The organism is Aeromicrobium sp. 50.2.37, from assembly GCF_024655735.1.
Taxonomy (GTDB): Bacteria; Actinomycetota; Actinomycetes; order Propionibacteriales; family Nocardioidaceae; genus Aeromicrobium.
The window spans coordinates 108,825-131,284 of sequence record NZ_JANLGG010000002.1; the positions used below are offsets into that span (position 1 = coordinate 108,825).

The following is a 22,460-nucleotide window of genomic DNA, read 5'->3' on the forward strand; positions in this document are numbered from 1 at the left end:
CGTGCACCGCGTCGACCGGACGTGCCGGTCAGGCGGTGGGGATCGTGGTGGCCTCGGCCCGGTTGGCGGCCGACACGACCGCGCGCAGCGAGGCCATGACGATGTTGGCGTGGATGCCCACGCCCCACACGATCTCGCCGGCGATCTCGCACTCGACGTAGGCCGCGGCGAGCGCGTCACCACCGGACGACAGCGCGTGCTCGGTGTAGTCGAGCACCCGGATGTCGGACCCGGCCTGGCGCATGCCGTCGACGAACGCGTCGACCGGGCCGTTGCCCTCGCCCTTGAACGAGCGCTCCTGGCCCCGCACCACGAGGTCGACGACCTGCTGGTCGTGACCGTCGGCCGACGTGGTGGAGCTGAAGGTCACGAGCGAGTAGGGCTCCTCGCGCTCGAGGTACTCGCCGCTGAACGCCGCCCAGATGCCGTCGGCGGTGATCTCGCCGGCCTCGCCCTCGGTGAGCGTCTGCACGACGCGGCTGAACTCGATCTGCAGACGTCGCGGCAGGTCGAGCTGGTGCTCGGTCTTCAGCAGGTACGACACGCCGCCCTTGCCGGACTGGCTGTTGACCCGGATGACGGCCTCGTACGTGCGGCCGACGTCGTGCGGGTCGATCGGCAGGTAGGGCGCCTCCCACGGGACCTCGGAGACGTCGACGCCCTGCTCGGCGGCGATGCGGTCGAGGTCCTCCAGACCCTTCTTGATGGCGTCCTGGTGGGAGCCGGAGAAGGCGGTGTAGACGAGGTCGCCCGCGTACGGGTGACGCGGGTGCACCGGCAGGCTCGTGCAGTACTCGACCGTGCGCCGGACCTCGTCGATGCCGATGCCACCGGCGGTGAAGTCGATCTGCGGGTCGATGCCCTGGCTGAACAAGTTCATGCCGACGGTGACGAGGTCGACGTTGCCGGTGCGCTCGCCGTGGCCGAACAGGCAGCCCTCGACGCGGTCGGCGCCGGCCATCATGGCCAGCTCGGTGGCCGCGACGGCCGTGCCGCGGTCGTTGTGCGGGTGCAGGCTGATGGCCACGTTCTCGCGGTGCTGGACGTTGCGGCCGAACCACTCGATCTGGTCGGCGTAGGTGTTGGGCGTGGCCATCTCGACCGTGGCGGGCAGGTTGAGGATGATCTCGCGGCCGTCCTCGGGCTGCCAGACGTCCATCACGGCGTTGCAGACCTCGACGCTGAACTCCAGCTCGGCGCCCGTGAAGATCTCGGGGCTGTACTGGTAGCCGAACGCGGTGCCGGACATGTTCTGCTCGGCGTGCTTCATGACCAGCTCCGTGCCGCGCGTGGCGATGGCCCGCACCTCGTCGCGCGAGGCGTTGAACACCACGCGTCGGAACAGCGGCGCGACAGCGTTGTACAGGTGGATGTTGGCCCGTCGCGCGCCGGCCAGCGACTGCGTGGTGCGCTCGATCAGGTCTTCGCGCGCCTGGGTCAGCACCGAGATCGTCACGTCGTCGGGGATGACGTCGTCCTCGATGAGCGAGCGGACGAACTGGAAGTCGGTCTCGCTCGCTGACGGGAACCCGACCTCGATCTCCTGGTAGCCCATGCGCACGAGCAGCTCGAACATCCGGCGCTTGCGTACCGGGGTCATGGGGTCGATGAGGGCCTGGTTGCCGTCGCGCAGGTCGGTGGACAGCCAGCGCGGCGCCTGCGTGATGGTCTGCGCGGGCCACGTGCGGTCGGGCAGGTCGATCGGCGCGAACGGCCGGTAGCGGCCGAACGGCATGGGCGACGTCTTCTGCGGCGAGACGACGTTGTTGGCCAGGCCGTGGTGGCCGGGCTGGGAGCGGGTGGGCTCGGTCATGATGGGCTCTTCCTCGGGGTGTTCGTCTGGGTCATCGTGCGGCCGGTGCATGACGAACTCCGCGCCGAGGGGCCCGACCTAGTGGACCTCGACGCGGCAGAGAAGGAGTCGGCTCGCGTACATCACGATCCAGACTACCCCACCGCGCTGCGGCGTCCACGGAGGTCGGCCAGACTGGGGTCATGAGCAGCGACCAGTCCACGACCGGCTCCTACGTGACCAGCGGCCAGGAGTTCGACCGCGACATGAACTACATCCCCGACCGGATCACGCGCACCGGCGGCGAGCCCGTGGACGACCGCGGGGCCGGCACGGGCAAGCCCCCGGCCGAGGACGCTCCCCTGTGGCCCGTCGAGGCCGGCCGCTACCGACTCGTCGCCGCGCTCGCGTGCCCGTGGGCCACCCGGACGGTCATCGTGCGGCGCCTCCTCGGGCTCGAGGACGCCATCTCGCTCGGCCTGGCAGGCCCCACCCACGACAAGCGCAGCTGGACCTTCGACCTCGATCCCGACGGCGTCGATCCCGTGCTCGGGATCCCCCGCCTGCAGGACGCCTTCTTCGCCCGCTACCCCGACTACCCGCGCGGCATCACCGTGCCCGCGGTCGTCGAGGTCGAGAGCGGCCAGGTGGTCACGAACGACTTCCCGTGGATCACCCACGACTTCTTCTTCGAGTGGACCGACCACCACCGCGACGGCGCTCCCGACCTCTGGCCCGAGGCCACGCGCGACGAGATGGAGGACGTGATGCACCGCGTCTTCACCGAGGTGAACAACGGGGTCTACCGATGCGGGTTCGCGGGGTCGCAGGAGGCCTACGACTCCGCGTACGACCGGCTCTGGACGGCGTTGGACTGGCTCGAGGAGCGCCTGACGACGCGTCGCTTCCTCATGGGCGACTCGATCACCGAGGCCGACGTGCGGTTGTTCACGACCCTGGCCCGCTTCGACGCGGTCTACCACGGGCACTTCAAGGCCAACCGCCAGACGCTCGCCACCATGCCGGCACTGTGGGGCTACGCACGCGACCTCTACCAGACCCCCGGCTTCGGCGACGCGACCGACTTCGAGCAGATCAAGCAGCACTACTACGTGGTGCAGACCGACATCAACCCCACGAGCATCGTGCCGAAGGGGCCGGACCTGTCCGGGTGGACGACGGCGCACCACCGCGAGGAGCTGGGCGGTTCGCCGTTCGGCGACGGGACTCCCCCGGCCTGAGTCCTCAGAGGAGGCGGCTCAGCCGTCTCGCCGACTCGACCACCTGGGTGCCCAGCTCGGTGAACCTCGAGGGCTCGATACGGATCGAGGGGCCGGACACCGACAACGCGCCGACGACTCCGGACCTGGACAGGACGGGAGCACCGAGGGAGCTGATGCCGCTCGACAGGCCGTTCTCGTTGACGGAGTAGCCGCGTGCTCGGATGCGGACCAGCTCGGCTCGGATCTCGTCGGGGTCGACGAGCGAGCTCGGGGTGCGGGGCTCGAGCGGACCGGCCAGGTAGTGGTCGACGACGGCGTCGTCGCAGGCCGAGAGGTACGCCAGGCCCGTGGCCGAGGCATGCAGCGGGATGCGCTCCCCGAGCGGCAGGAAGGCCCGGAGCGCGTGCGAGGTGTCGAGCCTCTCGAGCAGCACCAGCTCGTCGCCGTCCGGCGCGCAGAGGTGGACGGTCTCGGTCGTGACGAGCTGGAGGTCGCTCATGATCGGCAGCGCCACGTCGCGCAGGCTCTGGCGCGCCCCGGCACCTCCGCAGACCGAGAGGGCGCGCAGCGACATCGACCACCGCGTCGGCACGGCCCCCGAGCTCTCGACCCACCCGATCTCCTGCAGCGTGAGCAGGCATCGCTGCACCGTGCTCTTCGGCAGCCCTGCCGCGCGCGCGAGCTCGGACAGTCCCACGGGCTGGCGCTGGGCCACGTGCTCCAGGACCGAGAACGCCGTCACCACGCTGGCCGTCGTCATGACACTTGCCCTTCGTCGTCGTGTGCTCTACGTTACACGCCGATTTCATCAGACGGCACATCGGTCCACCAGGTGGACCAGACTCCTGTCTTCGATCCCCACCCTGGAGGCACCATGACCGGTCAGCTGGTCGCACTCGGCATCTTCGTCGCTGTGTTCGCCATCGCCGCCGCCCGCAACGTGAACATCGGCATCGTCCTGTTCCCGATCGCCGCCCTCGTCGGCCTCTGGCTCGCCGACATGAGCCTCGAGGAGGTGGTCGCCGGGTTCCCCCTCGGCATCCTGGTGCTGCTCGTCGGGGTGACGTACTTCTTCGGCATCGCCCACAGCAACGGCACCATCGACTGGCTCATCGACACCTCTCTCGCGAAGGTCGGGAACCGCGACGCGATCCTGCCCTCCACGTTCTTCGTGCTGACCGCGGCCGTCTCCGCCATGGGCGCCCCGCTCGGCGGTCTCGTGATGGCGCCGATGGGCATGAGCATCGCTCGCAAGCGCGGGATCGACCCCATGCTCATGGCGCTGTCGATGGGCTGCGGCCTCAGCGCCGGCGCCTTCGCGCCGACGAGCCTCTTCGGCATCATCACGTGGGGCACCGCCGACAGCGCCGGCATCGAGCTGAGCCCGCTCCTGCTGTTCGCCGTCGCTCTCGTGGTCAACCTCGTGCTGCTGGCCGTCGCGCACGCGCTCTTCTCGCGCAGGCGCGGCGACCGCCGCGAGTCCCGCCTCGAGCGCACGCTGGTGGCCCGCGGATCGGCCCTGCCCGAGTACGGTCAGTCCTCGCTGTCCCTGGACGGGAGGGACGACGCCGACGACGCTCCACGCGTCCCCGGTCGGCCGACACCGCACCAGGTCCTGACGATGGTGTGCATGGCCGCGCTCGTCGTCGCGGTCGTGGTCATGGCGCTGGTCGGGCTCGATCCCGACATCGGCGTCATCGGCTTCGGGCTCGGCGCACTGCTCGCCCTCGCCGACCCCGCCGCGGGCAAGGCCGCGATGACCCGCATCGACTGGGGCTCGGTCCTGCTGGTTGGCGGCATCATCACCTACGTCGGGGTGCTCACCCAGATGGGTGTCATCGACCTGCTCGGCGAGCACGCCGCCGAGGTCGGGTCCCCCGTCGTCGCCGCCCTGCTCCTCTGCGCCGCCGCCGGCCTGATCTCCGCCTTCGCCTCGACCACGGGCATGCTCGCCGCGCTGGTCCCGCTCGCTCTCCCGCTCATCGCCGACGGCGGCATCCCCGGGTGGGCCATGATCTGCGCGATCGGCGTGTGCGCGTCGATCGTCGACGTCTCACCGTTCTCCACCGTGGGCGCGACGTACGTCGCCACCACCGTCGACCCCGACGAGCGGCCCCGGATGACCAGCCTGCTGACCCGGTGGGGGCTGTCCATGGTGGTCGTCGGCCCGGTCGCCCTGACCCTCACCCTGATCCTGCCTGGGATGGTGCTCTCATGACCGACGCGACCACCTTCCTCGCCGCCCTTCGCGACACGCGGCGACCCGACCGTCCCGACGCGCTGCGCGTGGGCGACCGGACCGCCTCCTGGTCCGAGCTGCGCGGCGCCGCGGCCGCGCTCGCGCGGGACCTCCCTGACGGCGGACCGGTCGCGGTCTGCGCCGAGCCCACCCTCGACACGGTCGTGGCGGTGGTCGGGTGCCTCGTCGCCGGCGTGCCCGTGGTCCCGGTGCCCCCCGACGCCGGCTCGGCCGAGATCGCGCACGTGGTCGCCGACTCCGCCGCCACCTGCTGGGTCGGGCCGCCCCGCGATGGAGTGGCACTTCCCGTCCTTGCCCTCCCCGAGGTCGAGGCGTGGGCCGACGGCGCGCTGCCGACGCCGGCCCAGGACGATGCGCCGGCGATCATCCTCTACACCTCCGGCACCACCGGCGCCCCCAAGGGCGTGGTCATGAGCCACCGTGCGCTGCGGACCGGCATCGAGGGGCTCGCCGACGCCTGGGACTGGACCGACGCCGACGTCGTCGCCCACGGGCTCCCCCTCTTCCACACGCACGGGCTGGTGCTCGGCATCCTCGGGTCGCTGCACGTCGGGTCCCGCGTGGTGCACACCGGACGACCCACTCCTGCCGCCTACGCCGCCGCCGGCGCGACGATGTACTTCGGCGTGCCCACCGTGTGGACGCGGATCGCCCGTGACCCCGAGGCCGCACGGGCCCTCGCCCCGGCGCGGCTTCTGGTCTCGGGCAGCGCAGCCCTCCCGGTCCCCGTGTTCGAGCGGCTGCGCGAGCTGACCGGCCACGCGCTCATCGAGCGGTACGGCATGACGGAGACCATGATCACGCTCAGCACGCGCGCCGACGGCGAGCGTCGTCCCGGCTGGGTCGGCGTCCCCGTGACGGGCGCTCGCACGCGGGTGCGGGGCGAGGACGGGCAGGACGTGCCCGCGGACGGGGAGACCGTCGGCCGGCTCGAGGTGAGCGGTCCGATGCTCTTCGACGGCTACCTGAACCTGCCCGAGGTCACCGCCGAGGTGCTCGCCCCCGACGGCTGGTTCTCGACCGGTGACCTCGCGACGAAGGACGCCCACGGACTGCACCGCATCGTCGGGCGCGAGTCGGTCGACCTGATCAAGTCCGGCGGGTACCGCATCGGGGCCGGTGAGATCGAGACGTCGATGCTCGCCGTGCCGGAGGTGCTGGAGGTCGCCGTCCTGGGCCTTCCGGACGAGGACCTCGGCCAGCGCATCGTCGCCTACACGGTGGTGGCCCCGGGGCACGGGACCGACGAGCTGGCCGCCCGCCTGGTGGACCACGTGGCGGACGACCTGGCCTGGCACAAGCGACCGCGGGAGGTCCGGTTCGTCGAGACGCTCCCCCGCAACGCGATGGGCAAGGTGCAGAAGAAGTCCCTGCTCGACGCGGCCGCGGGCGACGGCGAACCTGCCTGACGTCCGCGCGCCGGATCGGCCGTCAGAGGTAGGTGGCCCGCGTCATTCGCTGGGCGGAGGTAAATAGGTCGCGGATACAGGCGCCCGTTCCGCGCGGCACCTACCTCTCACCCGGCTAGCGGCGTCGCCAGAGCGACCGCGGGAGGAAGCGCGCTCGCAGCCGCTCGAGGCGGGACCCCGACTCCCGGACCTGGTCGACCACCCGGCGCACGCTCTCCCGCTCGTCGGAGACGTCGGTACCGGGACGGGCGTACCGCGACCTCTCCACCGCGGTGACCACGCGACGCAGGTCCTCGGGGTCGACCCGCGGAGCGACGACGTCGGCCAGGCCCCGCGGGGTGCCGGCCACAGGGACCGCCAGGCCCACGTCGAGCGCGGACGCCTCGACCTCGCGCCACCACGGGTCGGGACTGGACCCACCCAGACGCCGACGTCGCTGGACGTGCCGCAGCGCACCGGGCAGCAGGGCGGCGACGAGCAGCCCGAGACCCACCGTGGCTGCCGTGCGCGGGGCCGTCGGGGTCGCGTCGTCGACCCCCACGGCCTCCTGCGTCACGGACCCGCCGCGGTCGGCCGCGTCCGCCTGCCGCTGCGGCGTCGACTCGTCCGTCGTGTCGTCGCTCGTGTCCGACTCCGGTGCGTCGGGCTCCTCGAACCCGGTCCGTGCGCCGACCCCGGGCGTCGGCTCGAAGCCCACCCAGCCCACGCCGTCGAAGTACAGCTCGGGCCACGCGTGCAGGTCGTCGGAGGTGACCTCGTACACGGCGTTGCCGTCGTCGTCGTTGCCGACCGCCTGGCCCGGCGCGTACCCGACGGCGATGCGCGAGGGGATGCCCAGCTCACGGGCCATGACGGCCATGGCCGAGGAGAAGTGCACGCAGTACCCGGCCTTCTCCTCCAGGAACGTCTCCAGGACGCGCACACCGTTGCCGTCGTAGTCCTCGGCCACCGGCGCGGTCTCGGAGTAGACGAAGTTGTCGCGCAGGTAGTCCTGGACCGCGACCGCCCGGTCGTAGTCGTTGGTGGCACCGGCGGTGACCTCTCGCGCGGTGTCGCCCACCACGGCCGGCACGTCGCCGGGCAGGCTGAGGTACGTCTGCAGCGACGCCCCGACGCCGGCGCCGGTGGACAGGGCGCGCATCTGCTCGGCCGTCGGCTGCCGGTCGAGGCTGGTGACGGAGTAGTCCTGGCCCACGGTGGTGGCGGAGCGGGAGGTGACCGTCAGCCCCGCCCGCTGATAGGTCCACGCCCCCCGCAGCCCGTCGATGTCGAGTGCCGGGTACGGCACGGGGAGCATGGTGCTGCGCAGCTCGTCGATGCGCACGCGGGTCGTCGCCTCGGTCGTGGGGATGTCGTCGTCGATGGCGATGCGGCTCTCGAACGCATCGCCCGCCTGCGACCGGGCGGGGCGCCACGTGCGTCCCTCGAAGTCGCGGAGCACGGCGACCTTCAGGTAGGGCGGGCTGTCGAGCGTGGTGGTGTACGTGGCTGCCACCGCCGAGCTGTTGCGGCGCAGGTTCTGGCCGAGCTGGAGCATCGGGTTGATGCCGCGTCCGAACACCTGCGGCGGCGGCTCGCCCCAAGGCTTGGCCACGGCGGTGACGTCGGGCATGACCGGCGGGAGCAACACGCCGACGAGCAGGGCCGACCCTCCAAGCCCGAGGGCGGGGACCACCGTGGACCAGCCGCGGGCCGCGCTCTGCGTGCGGACCCGCAGCAGCACGAGCCACAGGGCGGCCGGAACGACGAAGAGCCACACCGAGGGCGTCTGGCCCGACACCAGCGCAGGCGCCGCGTAGACCGAGACCAGGATCGCGCCGACGAGCAGGGCACCGTGGCGCAGTCGCAGCAGCAGCTCCACCAGCAGGACCAGTGCGCCGAACGCCCCGGCGAGCAGCAGGACGATGGGCCGGGCGGCCGCTGCCGGGGCGGCCTCCTCCATGACCAGGACCTGGGCGCGCTCGAGCGACGACCACAGCGCGGTCAGGGTCGATGCGGTGGGCACGACACCGGCGAAGGTCTCCGGCACGAAGACCCACCCCAGCACCAGCACCAGCACGACCGCCCCGACCGGGACCGCCAGCCGTGGCGCCACCGACCCGAGCACCCCGCACACCAGGGCGACGAGCCCGGCCACGAGCGTCGTCGTCACCCACCAGTCGCGCCCCTCCACGACCGTCGTGTAGCCGAGGAGCAGCGCGGCGAGCGCCCCGAGCACCAGCAGGTGCTCGAGCCAGGGTCGACGACGAGCCGCGGTCACGGCCCGTCGGGTGGAGGCTTCAGGACGCAGCACGGGACCGGCTCACCCCCAGGTCCGACCAGAGCTCGGCGACGTCGTCCTGGGCCGTGTACGTGACGAAGCGCCACCCTGCGGCCGAGAGCACGTCGAGGGCGGCGTCACGCGTGCCCGCTCCGACGAGCGCCAGCACCGTGGTGGCGTGCGAGAGCGCGTCGACCCACTCGGCCGCGCGATCGGTGTCGGGCCGACCGAGCACGGCGAAGACGGTCCGCTCGCCGGGATCGATCCCGTCGAGGGTCGGCGCGGTGGACGGCTCGAGCACGGCGAGGTCGACCAGCGCGTCGTCGAGCACGTCCCCGTCGTCGAGCACGCGGTCGACGGCGCTGCCCGTGGCGCGGACCGCGACGGCGTAGCCGACCCGGACCAGGTGCCCGAGCACGGACGCGGTGGCGCTGACCGCCCACTCCAGCTCCGGGGAGTACACCCAGTCACCGCCGTCCCGCCCGGTCGCGTGGGACCCGGCACGCGTCTCGAGGACCAGACCGGCGCGCGGGTTCACCTGCTGCTCCTCCTGGCGCACCATCAGCTCGCCTCGATGGGCGGTCGCCTTCCAGTGCATGCGCTTGAGGGCGTCGCCGGGCATGTAGGAGCGGGCGACCACGTCGTCCTCGCCGATGCCGGCGTTCTGGGGTGCTGCGCGGCTGGCACCGTCGTGGTCGGCACCGTGCGGGGCCAATGGCCACAAGGTGTGCCGGCGCGGCAGCACCACGAGGTCCTGCGCACCACCGAACGAGTGGCGCCGCAGCACCAGGCCGAAGGGATCGACCACCTCGACGCGCAACGGACCGATCGCGTGCCGTCCACGTCGCAGTCCCTGCACGGAGTACCGGAACCTGACCTGGGACCGGCGCGTGCGGCTGCCGCCGAGGGCCGGGAGCACGCCGCTGGCCTCGGCGCTCAGCCCGTTCGGGACCGTGTCGACCCAGCGCGCCTCGAGCGCCGGGAGGACCGACAGGTTCGAGACCCGGACGGTCGCCGTCGTCATCGCTCCCGGCGACACGACCTCGGGAGAGAAGGTGCGCTCGATCGAGACCTTCGACTGCCCCACGACCACGAAGACGGCGGCCATGACCACGAGGCCCAGAAGCATGGCCGAGACGCTGAGCAGGGCAGGGAGGGACAGTGCGGGCGCGGCGACCAGCAGCACGCCGGCCGCCACCAGGAAGCCGATCCCCCGCGGGGTCGGGCGGACGGAGGACCAGCTGCGCAGCGACGTGCGCCTCACGGCGTCCTCGAGCGACGCGGGCTCATCGGGGCTCGACCGCGCCCTGGGGAACCGGGGTGGCGGCGAGGATCCGCTGCACGGTCTCCTCGACGGGCGCCGAGCCACGGGCCGGGACGAGTCGGTGCGGCAGCACCAGGCCCGTGAGCGCGTCGACGTCGTCGGGCAGCACGTACTCGCGGTCGTGGACGAAGGCCCGCGCCTTGGCCGCCCTGACCAGCTGCAGCGTGGCACGTGGGCTGGCGCCGAGCCGCAGGGCGGCGTCGTCGCGCGTGGCCCGGGCCAGGTCGACGCAGTAGCGCTCCACGGCCTCGGAGACGAACACCGCGCGGGTGCGGACGATCATCTCGCGGACCTCGTCGATCGTCACCACGGGGCGCAGCCGGTCGAGCGGGTTGTCGACGTCGCGGTCTCGCACCATCTCCAGCTCCGCGGCGGCGTCGGGGTAGCCCATGGAGATGCGTGCGGTGAACCGGTCACGCTGGGCCTCGGGGAGGGCGTACGTCCCCTCCATCTCGTACGGGTTCTGTGTGGCGATCACGCTGAACGGCGCTGCGAGGGGGTGGGTGTGGCCGTCGACCGTGACCTGCCGCTCCTCCATCGCCTCGAGCAGCGCCGACTGGGTCTTGGGCGACGCCCGGTTGATCTCGTCGCCGATGACGATGTTCGCGAAGACGGCACCGGGCTTGAACTCGAACTCCCCGCGCTGCTGGTTGTAGGCCGAGACACCGGTGATGTCGGAGGGCAGCAGGTCGGGGGTGAACTGGATCCGCCGCACGGATCCGTCGACGCTGCGTGCGAGGGCTCGGGCGAGGACCGTCTTGCCGACGCCGGGGACGTCCTCGATCAGCAGGTGTCCCTCGGCGAGCAGCACCACGAGGGCGGCCTCGACCGCCTCGGGCTTGCCGTCGACGACGGACTCGATGTTGGCCAGCACGCGACGAGCGGCGGCGCGAGCGTCGTCCATGGGACTCCCTCGGTCGGGTTCTCGGGACGGCACCATCATCCCCTGCATGGCTCAACGGCGCACGGGAGCGAAGAGTTTCCGCCCGGGCCGATCGCAGCGCCGCCGCAGGCCGTCGCGTCGCTCAGGCCTCCTCGTCGCCGAGCAGCGTGGCGTGCGCGATGCCCGCGACGACGGCGCCCACGACGGGCGCCAGGACGAACACCCACACCTGGGCGAGGGCGTCGCCACCGGCGAACCAGGCGACGCCGAGCGACCGGGCGGGGTTCACCGAGGTGTTGCTCACCGGGATGCTCACCAGGTGGATGAGGGTCAACGCCAGACCGATCGCCACGCCGGAGAAGCCGACCGCGGCCCGCTTGGCCGACGCACCGAGGATCACGAAGAGGAAGAAGGCGGTGAGGACGACCTCGGTGGCCACCACGGCCCAGAGACCGTAGCCGCCGGGCGAGCGGTCACCGAAGCCGTTGGTCGCGAAGCCGGAGGTCACGGCGTCGAAGCCGGGCTTGCCGTGCGCGATGGCCAGCAGGACGGCACCGGCCGCGGTGGCACCGACGACCTGGGCCACGACGTAGGCGGGGACGTCCTTCCACGCGAGCCGGCGAGCCGCCGCCAGGCCGACGGACACGGCCGGGTTGAAGTGGCCGCCGGAGACGGGGCCGAAGGCGTAGGCGCCGGTCAGCACGGTCAGGCCGAACGCCAGCGCGACACCGACGGTCCCGACCTCCTTGCCGGCGAGGACGGCGGTGCCGCAACCGCCGAGGACGAGCCAGAAGGTGCCGAGACCTTCGGCGCCGAGGCGTTGGGCGGTGGTGGGCGGGGTCGTGCTGCTCACGGCAGCTCCTCTCGTTGGTGCGTCGGTGGCAGACGTGTCAGCGGCGTCCGCGGCGGCGGGTGAGGCTGCGGTTCCGGTTGCTCTCCTCGAGCTTCCGCTTGGCCATCGGCAGCCCGACGAGCGCGAGCAGCTTCCAGACGATCCAGCCGAGCAGGGCGAAGGCGTTGCGCTTGGGTCGGGCCATGGGAGGTCTCCAGTCGTCGCGGGGTTGGGTGGACATCAGTGAGTGGGGTCGAAGGGGTGATTCGTCACGCACGGCCCGCTATGACCTGGATCACCGGGCTGTGCGCACCACCCGGCGTTGGCGCCGGACAGTCGGCCGGGCAAGACTGGGGCGATGCGCAGCGAAGCCCGCCTCGAGACGGACGTGACGCGGTGACCACGCTCCTGGTGGTGCGGCACACCCCCACCCGTGGCACCGCGGCGCTCGGCGACGCCGTCGTCGCGGGTGCGAACGACGACGCGATCGAGGGTGTCGAGGTGCGGGCGCTGGCTCCCGACGAGACGTCGGCCGCGGACGTGCTCGCCGCCGACGGCGTCGTGGTGCTGTGCCCGGCGAACTTCGGCTACATGTCGGGGCTCGTGAAGGACCTGTTCGACCGGACCTTCCTCGACATCGGCGGCGCACTCTCCGACGACGGTGGGGGCGCACCCGCCTTGGGTCGGCTCCCCTACGCGCTCGTGGTGCACGGCCGCTACGACACCGAGGGCGCCGTGCGCTCGCTGCGCTCGATCGCCGAGGCCCTCCCCTGGCGCCAGGCCGCCGAGCCCCTGCAGGTCCTGGGTGACGTCGACGACGACCACCTCGGCGCCGCGTACGAGGTGGGCGCGACGCTCGCCGCCCTGCTGAGCGACTGACGCGCTCCCGACCGCTCCGTGGGCCTTCGCTCGCTGCTGCGTCGCCCGGCTGGGCTCTCCCGTGCTGCTGCGTCGCTGCGGGTGGGTCTGTTCTTGCTGCTGCGTCGCTGCGGTGGGTCTTTCCGCGGTGCTGCGGTGGGTCTTCGCGCGGTGCTGCGTCGCTGCGGCGGGTCTGTCCTTGCTGCTGCGTCGCTGCGGTGGGTCTTTCCTTGCTGCTGCGTCGCTGCGGTCGGTCTGTGCGCGGCGCTGCGTCGCTGTGACGCCGAGTGGGTCGGCCTCCGAAAGGGCCTCGACCGGAGCGGTGGGTCTTGGCTCGAGCGGGTCTGCGGGGCGCGGCCACGGTTCTCCCTCTGTGCGGGATCCACGCACGATTCTTCCTTCGCGTGGACCGTGCCTCGCGAAGGAAGCATCATGGCGACGACTTTGGCCCCGTAGAGGCAGTGATTCTCCATCGTCGTGGAACGGTCCACGAGAAGGGAGAATCCCTGCCTCACCGCCGCGCACCATCGCCCCATCGGACGCACGATTCTGCCTTCGCGTGCAGAAGCCCGAACGATGCTGCGTTCACGACCGGATCCCGTAGCGAACGCAGCATCCTTCGCCCCCTCATGCACGAACGCAGAACCTTGCGTCCCCCCGCGCCGCGCTCCGAGTGCTCGCTCGACCCCGGACCCGTCTGCCGGTCGAGGCCCTTTCGGAGACCGACCCGACTCGCCGCCACAGCGACGCAGCCCCAAGCGAAGTCCCACCCGAGCGACGCAGCAGCACGCGAAGTCCCACCCGAGCGACGCAGCAGCACGCGAAGTCCCACCCGAGCGACGCAGCCGCAGGCGAAGACCCAGCCGGAGCGACGTAGCAGCGAGCGAAGACCCGGCCGAGGTGCCACCGCAGGACGACGCGCCGACCCTTGCCTCTCCTGGGATCATGGAGGCATGACGCTCCCCACGGGACTGCCCACGCTCACGGCCGGTGCGCACGACGCCGAGGCCGGCGAGGCGTGTGTCATGGAGTACGTCTCGGTGCTCGCGGGAGAGCCGTGGAGCGACCGCCCGGAGTGCACCCATCCGCTGCTCGCGCACGAGGCGAGGGTGACGAACGACCTGTCCAGCGACGCCGACCGCCACCATCTGGTCCCGCTCGTCGGACGCCTCTTCGGCACGAGCGAGGACTCGGTGGAGCTGCGGACCCGCCTGCGGCTGGCCCAGGCCCGCCAGGTGCTGCGGCTCGTCGACCCCACGGCACGGGCCGGTGCGCAGGGCTACGCGGACCACGCGCTCGCACTGCTCGACTCCCACGACGGTGACCTCCACGACAGCATGGACGTCGAGCAGGTGGCCGCGGCCTGGGAGGTCGCGCGGACGACCCCGAGCCGCGAGGGCGACCTCGACGAGGACCACGCCGACCACCACCGCAACGCCTCGCGCATCATGGCGTTCGCCGCGAACCCTGACCTGACCGCCCCCGAGGCGTGGTCCCTCGCCACGCTCGCCGTCGCGCACCGCGTGGCCGCCGGCGAGTGCCGCGCCGACTGCGCCGACGGCCAGGCCCGTGCTCGTCGCATGGTCCGCGACCTCGGCGAGCTGGTCGACGTCTACGACGAGGTCACCGGCCGCGTCCCCGACCCCGTCTCGCCACGCGACGCCCGCACCCTCGCCGCGCACCTGTGAGCCCCGGCTCACGACGACGATGACGTCCAGGACGTGGGCCACGCTCGCGGTCGTCGTGCTGCTGACGGGATGCTCGACGGACGCCGACGAGGACGCGGCCGCTGGCGCCGATCCCCTCGCAGCGGGGTGCGACCTCGTCGAGGAGCACGTGGCCCGTGACGTCGCACGTGACGACGTCGCGGCGATGCGCGCGTTCGCCGAGGACCTCTCGGCCGAGGCCGACACCCTGTCGACGTCCGACGCCGCCGAGCTGCGTCCACTCGCCCGGGCCGCGGCGGCGGTGGCCGAGGCGCCGACCGAGGCGGATCCGGCCGCGGTGCACGCCGACTACCTCCGGATCCTCGCTGCCACTTCCGGGGTGTGCGAGGCGGCCGGGTCCGCGCCGCTCTGACCGCGCTGCTCGCGGCGACGAACCCGGGTCCGGTCAGGCGCGGCGCGACGTCCAGGCGAGCAGGTCGTCGACGGGCCACGTGTTGACGATGCGATCGGTGGGCACGCCCAGTGCGGCGGCACGGGCACAGCCGTGGTCCAGGAAGTCGAGCTGACCGGGGGCGTGCGCGTCGGAGTCGATGCTGAACAGGCAGCCGGCGTCGAGCGCCAGCGCCACCAGGTCGTCCGGCGGGTCCGCACGCTCGGGACGGGCGTTGATCTCGACGGCCACGTCGTGCTCGGCGCAGGCGGCGAACACGCGCTTGGCGTCGAACCGGCTCTGCGGCCGCTTGCCGCGCGAGCCCTCCACGAGCCGGCCGGTGCAGTGGCCGAGCACGTCCGTGGCCGGGTGCCGCACCGCGCCGAGCATCCGCCGCGTCATCGCGATGCTGTCGGCCCGCAGGTCCGAGTGCACGCTCGCCACCACGACGTCCAGCCGGTCGAGCAGGGCGACGTCCTGGTCGAGCGACCCGTCCTTGAGGATGTCGACCTCGATGCCGGAGAGGACACGGACGCCGTCGACCTCGGCGTCGACCTCGGCGAGGAGCTCCAGCTGCGCCTCGAGCCGGTCGGCCGTCAGCCCGTTCGCGACGGTCAGGCGTGGCGAGTGGTCGGTGATCGCGAGGTACTCGTGCCCGAGCCGAGCCGCCGTGCGAGCCATCAGCTCGAGCGGCGAGCCACCGTCGGACCAGTCGGTGTGGGCGTGCAGGTCGCCGCGCAGCGCTGCCCGCACCTGCTCGCCGCCCGGGACGAGCGGGCCGTCGCCCTGCTCCCGCAGCTCGGCGAGGTAGGCCGGAACCCTCCCCTGCAGCGCCTCCAGCACCACACCGGCCGTCCGTTCGCCGATGCCGTCGACCGTGCGCAACCGACCGGCCGAGGCCAGCTGCTCGACGTCGTCACGCGAGGCGAGCGTCCGCGCAGCCTTGCGGAAGGCCTCGACCCGGTAGCTCGACCCCCGAGCACGCTCCAGCCAGAAGCCGATCTCGTCGAGCGCCGCCACCGGGTCCATGGCGCCATCGTGTCGCGACCAGCGTGCATCTGCCAGCCATGGGCCCTTCCCCGTTGCCGCACACCGTGCCAGGGTGTGGGAAACACGTCCATGTTCGGGGGAACACATGACCACGATCCGCACCGTCCTCGCCGCGACCGCTGCCGTGGGACTCACGCTCGCACTCGGCGCCGCGCCCGCCCAGGCCGACAACCCGGTGATCACCGGCACGTTCTCGGCCGCCAAGTACGTCGACGTCACCGATCAGCTGTGCGTCCGGGTCGAGGGGACGCTGGGCAGCACGTTCTACGCCGAGGCCCTCATCCGCAAGGACGGCACGACCGTGGCCTCCCGCTTCAAGGTCGGCAACAACGACGGTTCGTGGTCGTGCACCCGCAACCTCAGCATCCCGGAGGACCGCGCCTACACCCTCGTGCTGCGCGACTGCACGACGAACGCCAACCCCAGCTGCACGACGAAGCGCAAGAGCTTCTACAGCTGAGCCCTACGGGCACCGGCCCGGTACGGTCCTGCCATGGTCCGCCGTCGCGTCGTCGTCCACGGTCGGGTGCAGGGCGTCTTCTTCCGGGCGTCCTGCGAGCAGGAGGCACACCGGCTCGGCGTGACCGGCTGGGTCACCAACCGGTCCGACGGCACGGTCGAGGCAGCCTTCGAGGGTGAGCCGGCCGCCGTCGACCGGATGGTCGCCTGGTGCCGTGGCGGACCGCCGCGCGCCTCGGTGACCGAGGTGGTGGTCACCGACGAGGAGCCGCAGGACGAGCCGGGCTTCAGGACCGTCTGACCCCTACGCGGATCAGAAGCCGAGCTTGCGCAGCTGCTTGGGGTCGCGCTGCCAGTCCTTGGCCACCTTCACGTGCATGTCGAGGTGGACCGGGGTACCGAGGAGACGCTCGATCTGGCCTCGGGAGGTGGTGCCGATCTCCTTGAGCCGCGCACCCTTGCGACCGATGACGATGCCCTTCTGGCTGTCGCGCTCGACGTACACGTTGACCCGCACGTCGAGGAGCGGGCGGTCCGCCGGACGGTCCTCACGCGGAGTCATCTCGTCGACGACGACGGCGATGGAGTGCGGCAGCTCGTCGTGCACGCCCTCCAGCGCGGCCTCGCGGACGATCTCGGCGACCAGCGTCGTCTCCGGCTCGTCGGTCAGCTGGCCCTCCGGGTACAGGGCCGGGCCCTCGGGCAGCGTGGCCACCAGCAGGTCCGACAACAGCCCGACCTGGTCGCCGTTGACCGCCGAGACGGGCACGATCTCGCGCCACTCCAGACCAGCGGCGCGACCGGCCTCCTGCACCGCCATCAGCTGCTGCCCGACGCGCTCGGGTGCCACGAGGTCGGTCTTCGTGACGACGGCCAGCACGGGCGCCCGCCGGATCCTGGCCAGCTCGGCGACGAGGAAGCGGTCCCCCGGGCCGATCTTCTGGTCGGCGGGGAAGCACATCGCGATCGTGTCGACCTCGGCCCAGGTGGTGCGGACGATGTCGTTGAGACGCTGTCCCAGCGTGTTCCGCGGACGGTGCAGACCGGGCGTGTCGACCAGCACGAGCTGGGCGTCGGCTCGGTGCACGAGACCACGGATGGCGTGCCGCGTGGTCTGCGGCTTCGACGACGTGATGGCGACCTTCTCACCCACCAGCGCGTTCGTGAGCGTGGACTTGCCGGCGTTGGGGCGACCGACGAAGCAGGCGAAGCCTGACCGGAAGCTCATGTGGTCGTCCTGTCGACGACCCGACCGGCCGGGTCGGCGAGGAGCACCGGCACCCCGTCGCCGGCGAGGTCGCGCACGGGTGCGACGTCGGGCAGGTCGTCGGCGACGACCAGGGCGGCCTCGAGGCCGCGCGCGCCCGACGACACCGCCATGGCCACGGCCAGCTCGAGCGCCCCGACCCGGACCGACGGGAGGTCGACCTGGGCGGCGGCGTAGGTGCGGCCGTCGAGGTCGCGCACGGCGGCCCCCGCGGGGGCCTGCGTGCGTGCTCGGGTGGCGCGTGCGAGGGTCGCCAGCTTGGCGTCCTCCGGGGCGAGGGTCTCCAGGTCGCTGTCGGGTCGGTCAGTCACGGGATCCTCCGTTGCTCGGCTCGGACACGGGCTCGGGCTCCAGACGCGACACGTGCACGCGCCCGATGCGGTTGCGGCGTCCGCTCGGCGCCTCGGCCACGAGCCGCAGGCCGTCGATCTCGACCGTGCTGCCGGGGATCGGCACCTTGCCGAGGTGCTTGGCGACCAGGCCGCCGACCGAGTCGACGTCCTCGTCGTCGAGGTCGATGTCGAACAGCTCGCCCAGGTCGTCGACGTCGTAGCGTGCGCTGACCCGGTAGGACCCGTCCGACAGGGCCTCGAGCTCGTCGGGCTCGGTGTCGTACTCGTCGGTGATCTCACCGACGATCTCCTCGAGGATGTCCTCGATGGTGACCATGCCCGACGTCCCGCCGAACTCGTCGACGACGATCGCGACGTGGGTGCGCTGCGCCTGCATCTCCTTGAGGAGGTCGTCGGCCGGCTTGGTGTCGGGGACGAACAGGCACGGTCGCATGATCGAGTCGACCTTCTCGGTGGACTCGGCCACGTGGTTGTCGAAGACGCGCTTGGTGACGTCCTTCAGGTAGGCCATCCCCAGGACGTCGTCGAGGTTCTCGCCGATCACGGGCACCCGTGAGTACCCGCTGCGCAGGCTGAGGGACATGGCCTGGCGCAGCGTCTTGGAGTGCTCGATGAACACGAGGTCGGGCCGCGGCACCATCACCTCGCGCACGATCGTGTCGCCCAGCTCGAAGACCGACTGGATCATCTTGGACTCGTCGGACTCGATGACGCTGCTGGCCGCCGCCAGGTCGACCAGCTCGCGGACCTCGACCTCCGAGGCGAACGGGCCCTCGCGGAAGCCACGCCCGGGGGTCAGGGCGTTGCCGACGACGATCAGCAGCCGCGGAACCGGCCCCAGGAGGGCGGTGAGGAGTCGCACGGGTCCGGCGGACGCGAGCGCGACGGACTCGCTGTGCTGGCGCCCGAGCGTGCGGGGACCGACGCCGATGAGGACGTAGGAGACGACGACCATGATCGCCACGGCCACGCCGATCTGCCACCACAGTCCGTCGACGTAGTCGTCGACGACCAGCGCCACGAGGACGATGGCCGCCGTCTCGCACACGACCCGCAGCAGCAGGACGGCGTTCAGGGCCGGGGCGGGGTCCTCGAGGATGCGACCGAGGGCCACCGCACCACCGCGACCCTCGTCGCCGAGCTCGGCCGCGCGGGCGCGCGAGAACGAGGACAGAGCAGCGTCGACGCTCGCGAACAGGCCGGCGAGGACCGCGAGGACGATCGACGCGACGATCGCCACGGTCATCGCGGCGTGTCCTTGGGCTCGGCGGCTCCGGGCCCGGTGGCCACGGAGCCCTCCTCGACGTCCGTGCCGGCGGCCGTCCGCTGCCACTCCAGGAGCAGGCGCCCCTGGATGCCGAACATCTCGGCGTGCTCCTCGGCGGTGGCGTGGTCGTAGCCCAGCAGGTGGAGGATGCCGTGCACGGTGAGCAGCTCGATCTCGTCGGACGCGTCGTGCCCGGCTGCCGGGGCCTGCTGCGCCGCCACCTGGGGGCACAGGGCGATGTCGCCGAGGTAGCCCTCGGGCTCCTCCTCGGGCTCGCGGTCCTGCCGGCCCGGCGAGAGCTCGTCCATGGGGAAGGAGAGCACGTCCGTGGGGCCCTTCTTGCCCATCCACTGCTCGTTGAGCACGGCGATGGTGTCGGTGTCGACCAGGCGGACGGTCAGCTCGGTCGCCGGGTGCAGCCGCATGCGCCGCATGACGAACCGGCATAGCCGGGTGAGGGCGACGACGTCGACGCCCTGCCCCGACTCATCGAGGACGTCGACGTTCATGGTCCACCTGCCCCGTGCTCGGCGCCGACTCGAAGGCGTCGTAGGCGGCGACGATGCGACCGACCAGCTTGTGGCGGACGACGTCCTGCGACGTGAGCGTGGAGAAGTGGATGTCCTTGACGTCGGCGAGGATGTCGCGCACGACGCGCAGGCCGCTCTTCTGGCCCGACGGCAGGTCGACCTGGCTGACGTCGCCGGTGACGACGATCTGGGAGCCGAAGCCGAGGCGGGTGAGGAACATCTTCATCTGCTCGGGCGTGGTGTTCTGCGCCTCGTCGAGGATGATGAACGCATCCTGCAGGGTGCGACCGCGCATGTAGGCCAGGGGCGCGATCTCGATGGTGCCGCTGGTGAGCAGCTTGGGGATCGTCTCGGGATCGAGCATGTCGTGCAGCGCGTCGTAGAGCGGGCGAAGGTACGGGTCGATCTTCTCGCTGAGCGTGCCGGGCAGGTAGCCCAGCCGCTCCCCCGCCTCGACCGCCGGTCGGGTGAGGATGATGCGGGTGATCTCCTTGGCCTGCAGCGCCTGCACGGCCTTGGCCATGGCGAGGTAGGTCTTGCCGGTGCCGGCCGGGCCGATGCCGAAGACGATCGTGTGCTTGTCGATCGCGTCGACGTACTTCTTCTGGTTGAGCGTCTTGGGCCGGATGGTGCGGCCGCGGTTGCTCAAGATGTTCAGGCTGAGCACCTCGGCCGGGCGCTCCTGGGTCTCGGTGCGCAGCATCGAGATGCTGCGCTTGACCGTCTCGGCCGTGAGGCCCTGGCCGGTGCGCACGATGGCGACGAGCTCGTCGAGCAGACGCTCCACGAGGGCCACCTCGCCGGGCTCGCCGGTGACGGTGACGACGTTGCCGCGCGCGTGCACGGTGGCGTCGAAGGCGTCCTCGACGATGCGCAGGAACGCGTCGGCCGGACCGTAGAGGGCGACGGTGTCGATGCTGGTCGGGACGGTGAAGGTGTGGGGTCGCTGGTCCCCGGGCAAGTCAGAAGTCATGTCTGCCCACCATCGTACGGGGGGCAGGCGACACGCGCGCAACCCGCGACCGACGTCGCAGGATCGTCCCTGGGTCGAGCAGGACTCCCAGAACCCGAGGGCGTCAGCCCGGGGGCCAGCCCAGCGAGCGACCCGCGAGCACGTGGCCGTGGCAGTGGAAGACCGTCTGGTGGGCGTCGGCGCCGGTGTTGAACACGAGCCGGTAGGAGCCGCCCGCCTCCTGCGCCACCCGACGCGCGAGCCGCAGCAGCCCGACCGCCGCCTCGGGCTCGGCCTCGGCGAGGCTGCCGACGTCGGGCTGGTGGACCCGCGGGATCACCAGCACGTGGGTGGGCGCCTGCGGGCTGATGTCGCGGAACGCGAGCGCGTGCTCGTCCTCGGCCACCACGTCGGCGGGGACCCGACCGGCGACGATCGCGCAGAACAGGCAGTCGTCTTGGCTCATGGTCCCTTCCTACCGCACGTCAGCGGAAGGCGTCCTTGATGCGCCCGAACATGCCGTGCCGGTGCGTCGAGCCCATCTGCGCCTCGGGGCGGTCCTCGCCGCGAAGCTCGGCCAGCTGCTTGAGCAGCTCGCGCTGCTCGTCGTCGAGCCGGTCCGGGGTCTCGACGACCATCTCGACCACGAGGTCGCCACGGCCGGGGCCGCGCAGCCGCGGCACGCCCTGGCCGCGCAGGGTCAGCGTCTCGCCGGACTGCGTGCCCGCCGGCACCTCCAGGCCCACGGTGTCGGGCCCGTCCTGGTCGGCGAGGTCGGCCTCGAGCGTCGGCAGGTCCACGTGCGTGCCGAGGGCCGCCGCGGTCATCGGCAGGGTGACCTGGCAGCGCAGCTGGTCGCCCTTGCGCGTGAAGACGGGGTGGCGGGCCACCTCGACCTCGATGTAGAGGTCGCCGGGCGGGCCGCCGCCGGGGCCGACCTCGCCCTCGCCCGCCAGCTGGATGCGGGTGCCCTGGTCGACGCCGGCGGGGATCGAGACGGTCAGCGAGCGACGCGACCGGACCCGACCGTCGCCGTTGCACTCGTGGCACGGGTCGGGGATGACCGAGCCGAAGCCGTGGCACGTCGGGCACGGGCGGGCGGTCCGGACGCTGCCCAGCGGCGTGCGCTGCACGTGCTGCACCTCGCCGTGCCCGTGGCACGTGCCGCAGGTGACCGCCTCGGAGTCGTCCTCGGCACCGCTGCCGTCGCAGCGCGTGCACACGACCGCCGTGTCGACCTTGATGTCGTGGGTGACGCCGAACGCGGCCTCCGCGAGGTCGACCTGCAGGCGCAGCAGTGCGTCCTGGCCACGCTGGACGCGCGAGCGCGGCCCGCGGGTGTTGCCCCCACCGCCGAAGAACGCGTCCATGATGTCGTCGAAGCTGAAGCCGCCGCCGGCGAAGCCGCCCGCGCCTCCCCCGCCGCCGAGCGGGTTGCCGCCGCGGTCGTAGACCGACTTCTTCTGCGGGTCGGAGAGCACCTCGTAGGCGGTGGTGACCTCCTTGAAGCGGTCGGCCGCGTCGGGTGCGTCGTTGACGTCGGGGTGGAGCTGGCGCGCCAGACGGCGGTACGCCTTTTTGAGCTCCTCGGGCGTCGCCGACCGGGACACGCCCAGCAGCTCGTAGTAGTCCTGTGCCATTGGT

General features: G+C 72.1%; 23 protein-coding genes. 8 read left to right on the plus strand and 15 right to left on the minus strand.

From position 1 onward, the window contains the following. Positions 1-28: 28 nt before the first annotated feature. Positions 29-1,735 carry a 2-isopropylmalate synthase gene (gene leuA / locus NUV38_RS02195; protein WP_257727605.1) on the minus strand — a complete coding sequence of 569 codons (1,707 nt, stop codon included), beginning with the start codon at positions 1,733-1,735 and terminating at the stop codon, positions 29-31. 260 nt (positions 1,736-1,995) lie between these two features. Between leuA and NUV38_RS02200 the strand changes: the two genes are divergently transcribed. Continuing rightward, complete coding sequence (locus tag NUV38_RS02200; protein WP_257727547.1) at positions 1,996-3,033, plus strand: glutathione S-transferase C-terminal domain-containing protein; 1,038 nt, start codon at positions 1,996-1,998, stop codon at positions 3,031-3,033. A gap of 4 nt (positions 3,034-3,037) precedes the next feature. Here NUV38_RS02200 and NUV38_RS02205 read toward each other — a convergent pair whose 3' ends face one another. Continuing rightward, positions 3,038-3,775 (minus strand): IclR family transcriptional regulator, encoded by a 738-nt coding sequence (locus NUV38_RS02205; protein ID WP_257727548.1) that lies wholly within the window; start codon positions 3,773-3,775, stop codon positions 3,038-3,040. Between the two features lie 114 nt (positions 3,776-3,889). Between NUV38_RS02205 and NUV38_RS02210 the strand changes: the two genes are divergently transcribed. Beyond that, the gene (locus NUV38_RS02210; protein WP_257727549.1) at positions 3,890-5,233 is read left to right on the plus strand and encodes an SLC13 family permease; all 1,344 of its coding nucleotides are present in this window, start codon (positions 3,890-3,892) and stop codon (positions 5,231-5,233) included. Beyond that, positions 5,230-6,684, plus strand: coding sequence for an AMP-binding protein (locus NUV38_RS02215; RefSeq protein ID WP_257727550.1), 1,455 nt, complete (start codon positions 5,230-5,232; stop codon positions 6,682-6,684). Before NUV38_RS02210 ends, NUV38_RS02215 begins: the two co-directional genes overlap by 4 nt. Positions 6,685-6,799: 115 nt before the next feature. Here NUV38_RS02215 and NUV38_RS02220 read toward each other — a convergent pair whose 3' ends face one another. The 5 genes from NUV38_RS02220 to NUV38_RS02240 all read right to left on the minus strand — a co-directional run bounded on the left by NUV38_RS02220 (position 6,800) and on the right by NUV38_RS02240 (position 12,188). After that, positions 6,800-8,944, minus strand: a complete 2,145-nt coding sequence (locus NUV38_RS02220) for a DUF3488 and transglutaminase-like domain-containing protein (RefSeq protein ID WP_257727551.1) — start codon at positions 8,942-8,944, stop codon at positions 6,800-6,802. 19 nt (positions 8,945-8,963) lie between these two features. Then, positions 8,964-10,208, minus strand: coding sequence for a DUF58 domain-containing protein (locus tag NUV38_RS02225; RefSeq protein ID WP_257727552.1), 1,245 nt, complete (start codon positions 10,206-10,208; stop codon positions 8,964-8,966). 22 nt (positions 10,209-10,230) lie between these two features. Next, positions 10,231-11,172 (minus strand): MoxR family ATPase, encoded by a 942-nt coding sequence (locus tag NUV38_RS02230; RefSeq protein ID WP_257727553.1) that lies wholly within the window; start codon positions 11,170-11,172, stop codon positions 10,231-10,233. A gap of 121 nt (positions 11,173-11,293) precedes the next feature. Further along, on the minus strand, positions 11,294-12,004 hold the full coding sequence (gene aqpZ / locus NUV38_RS02235) for an aquaporin Z (RefSeq protein ID WP_257727554.1): 711 nt from the start codon (positions 12,002-12,004) through the stop codon (positions 11,294-11,296). Positions 12,005-12,041: 37 nt separating this feature from the next. Beyond that, the gene (locus NUV38_RS02240; RefSeq protein WP_257727555.1) at positions 12,042-12,188 is read right to left on the minus strand and encodes a hypothetical protein; all 147 of its coding nucleotides are present in this window, start codon (positions 12,186-12,188) and stop codon (positions 12,042-12,044) included. Between the two features lie 191 nt (positions 12,189-12,379). Between NUV38_RS02240 and NUV38_RS02245 the strand changes: the two genes are divergently transcribed. From NUV38_RS02245 to NUV38_RS02255, 3 genes are all read left to right on the plus strand, one after another. Then, positions 12,380-12,862, plus strand: coding sequence for a flavodoxin family protein (locus NUV38_RS02245; protein WP_257727556.1), 483 nt, complete (start codon positions 12,380-12,382; stop codon positions 12,860-12,862). A gap of 932 nt (positions 12,863-13,794) precedes the next feature. Continuing rightward, entirely contained in the window at positions 13,795-14,529 is a 735-nt protein-coding gene (locus tag NUV38_RS02250; RefSeq protein ID WP_257727557.1) for a hypothetical protein, read from the plus strand. A gap of 19 nt (positions 14,530-14,548) precedes the next feature. Continuing rightward, positions 14,549-14,920, plus strand: coding sequence for a hypothetical protein (locus tag NUV38_RS02255; RefSeq protein ID WP_257727558.1), 372 nt, complete (start codon positions 14,549-14,551; stop codon positions 14,918-14,920). Between the two features lie 33 nt (positions 14,921-14,953). On the opposite strand, the gene NUV38_RS02260 is transcribed toward NUV38_RS02255, so the two are convergent. Continuing rightward, positions 14,954-15,967 carry a PHP domain-containing protein gene (locus NUV38_RS02260; protein ID WP_257727559.1) on the minus strand — a complete coding sequence of 338 codons (1,014 nt, stop codon included), beginning with the start codon at positions 15,965-15,967 and terminating at the stop codon, positions 14,954-14,956. A gap of 106 nt (positions 15,968-16,073) precedes the next feature. Between NUV38_RS02260 and NUV38_RS02265 the strand changes: the two genes are divergently transcribed. Continuing rightward, a complete protein-coding gene (locus NUV38_RS02265) occupies positions 16,074-16,448 on the plus strand; it encodes a hypothetical protein (RefSeq protein WP_257727560.1) in 375 nt (124 codons plus the stop codon). 33 nt (positions 16,449-16,481) lie between these two features. After that, positions 16,482-16,748, plus strand: coding sequence for an acylphosphatase (locus NUV38_RS02270; RefSeq protein ID WP_257727561.1), 267 nt, complete (start codon positions 16,482-16,484; stop codon positions 16,746-16,748). 12 nt (positions 16,749-16,760) lie between these two features. Here the strand turns inward: NUV38_RS02270 and era are convergent, their stop codons facing one another. From era to dnaJ, 7 genes are all read right to left on the minus strand, one after another. After that, positions 16,761-17,675, minus strand: a complete 915-nt coding sequence (gene era, locus NUV38_RS02275; protein ID WP_257727562.1) for a GTPase Era — start codon at positions 17,673-17,675, stop codon at positions 16,761-16,763. Next, on the minus strand, positions 17,672-18,025 hold the full coding sequence (locus NUV38_RS02280) for a cytidine deaminase (RefSeq protein WP_257727563.1): 354 nt from the start codon (positions 18,023-18,025) through the stop codon (positions 17,672-17,674). Before NUV38_RS02280 ends, era begins: the two co-directional genes overlap by 4 nt. After that, positions 18,018-19,313 (minus strand): hemolysin family protein, encoded by a 1,296-nt coding sequence (locus NUV38_RS02285; protein WP_257727564.1) that lies wholly within the window; start codon positions 19,311-19,313, stop codon positions 18,018-18,020. Before NUV38_RS02285 ends, NUV38_RS02280 begins: the two co-directional genes overlap by 8 nt. Beyond that, the gene (gene ybeY / locus NUV38_RS02290; protein ID WP_257727565.1) at positions 19,310-19,843 is read right to left on the minus strand and encodes an rRNA maturation RNase YbeY; all 534 of its coding nucleotides are present in this window, start codon (positions 19,841-19,843) and stop codon (positions 19,310-19,312) included. The genes NUV38_RS02285 and ybeY overlap by 4 nt, the downstream gene beginning before the upstream one ends. Next, complete coding sequence (locus NUV38_RS02295) at positions 19,821-20,837, minus strand: PhoH family protein (protein WP_257727566.1); 1,017 nt, start codon at positions 20,835-20,837, stop codon at positions 19,821-19,823. Before NUV38_RS02295 ends, ybeY begins: the two co-directional genes overlap by 23 nt. A gap of 103 nt (positions 20,838-20,940) precedes the next feature. Next, a complete protein-coding gene (locus NUV38_RS02300) occupies positions 20,941-21,282 on the minus strand; it encodes a histidine triad nucleotide-binding protein (protein ID WP_257727567.1) in 342 nt (113 codons plus the stop codon). Between the two features lie 19 nt (positions 21,283-21,301). After that, positions 21,302-22,456: a molecular chaperone DnaJ gene (gene dnaJ / locus NUV38_RS02305; protein WP_055965294.1), complete on the minus strand. Its 1,155-nt coding sequence runs from the start codon at positions 22,454-22,456 to the stop codon at positions 21,302-21,304. Positions 22,457-22,460 lie beyond the last annotated feature (4 nt).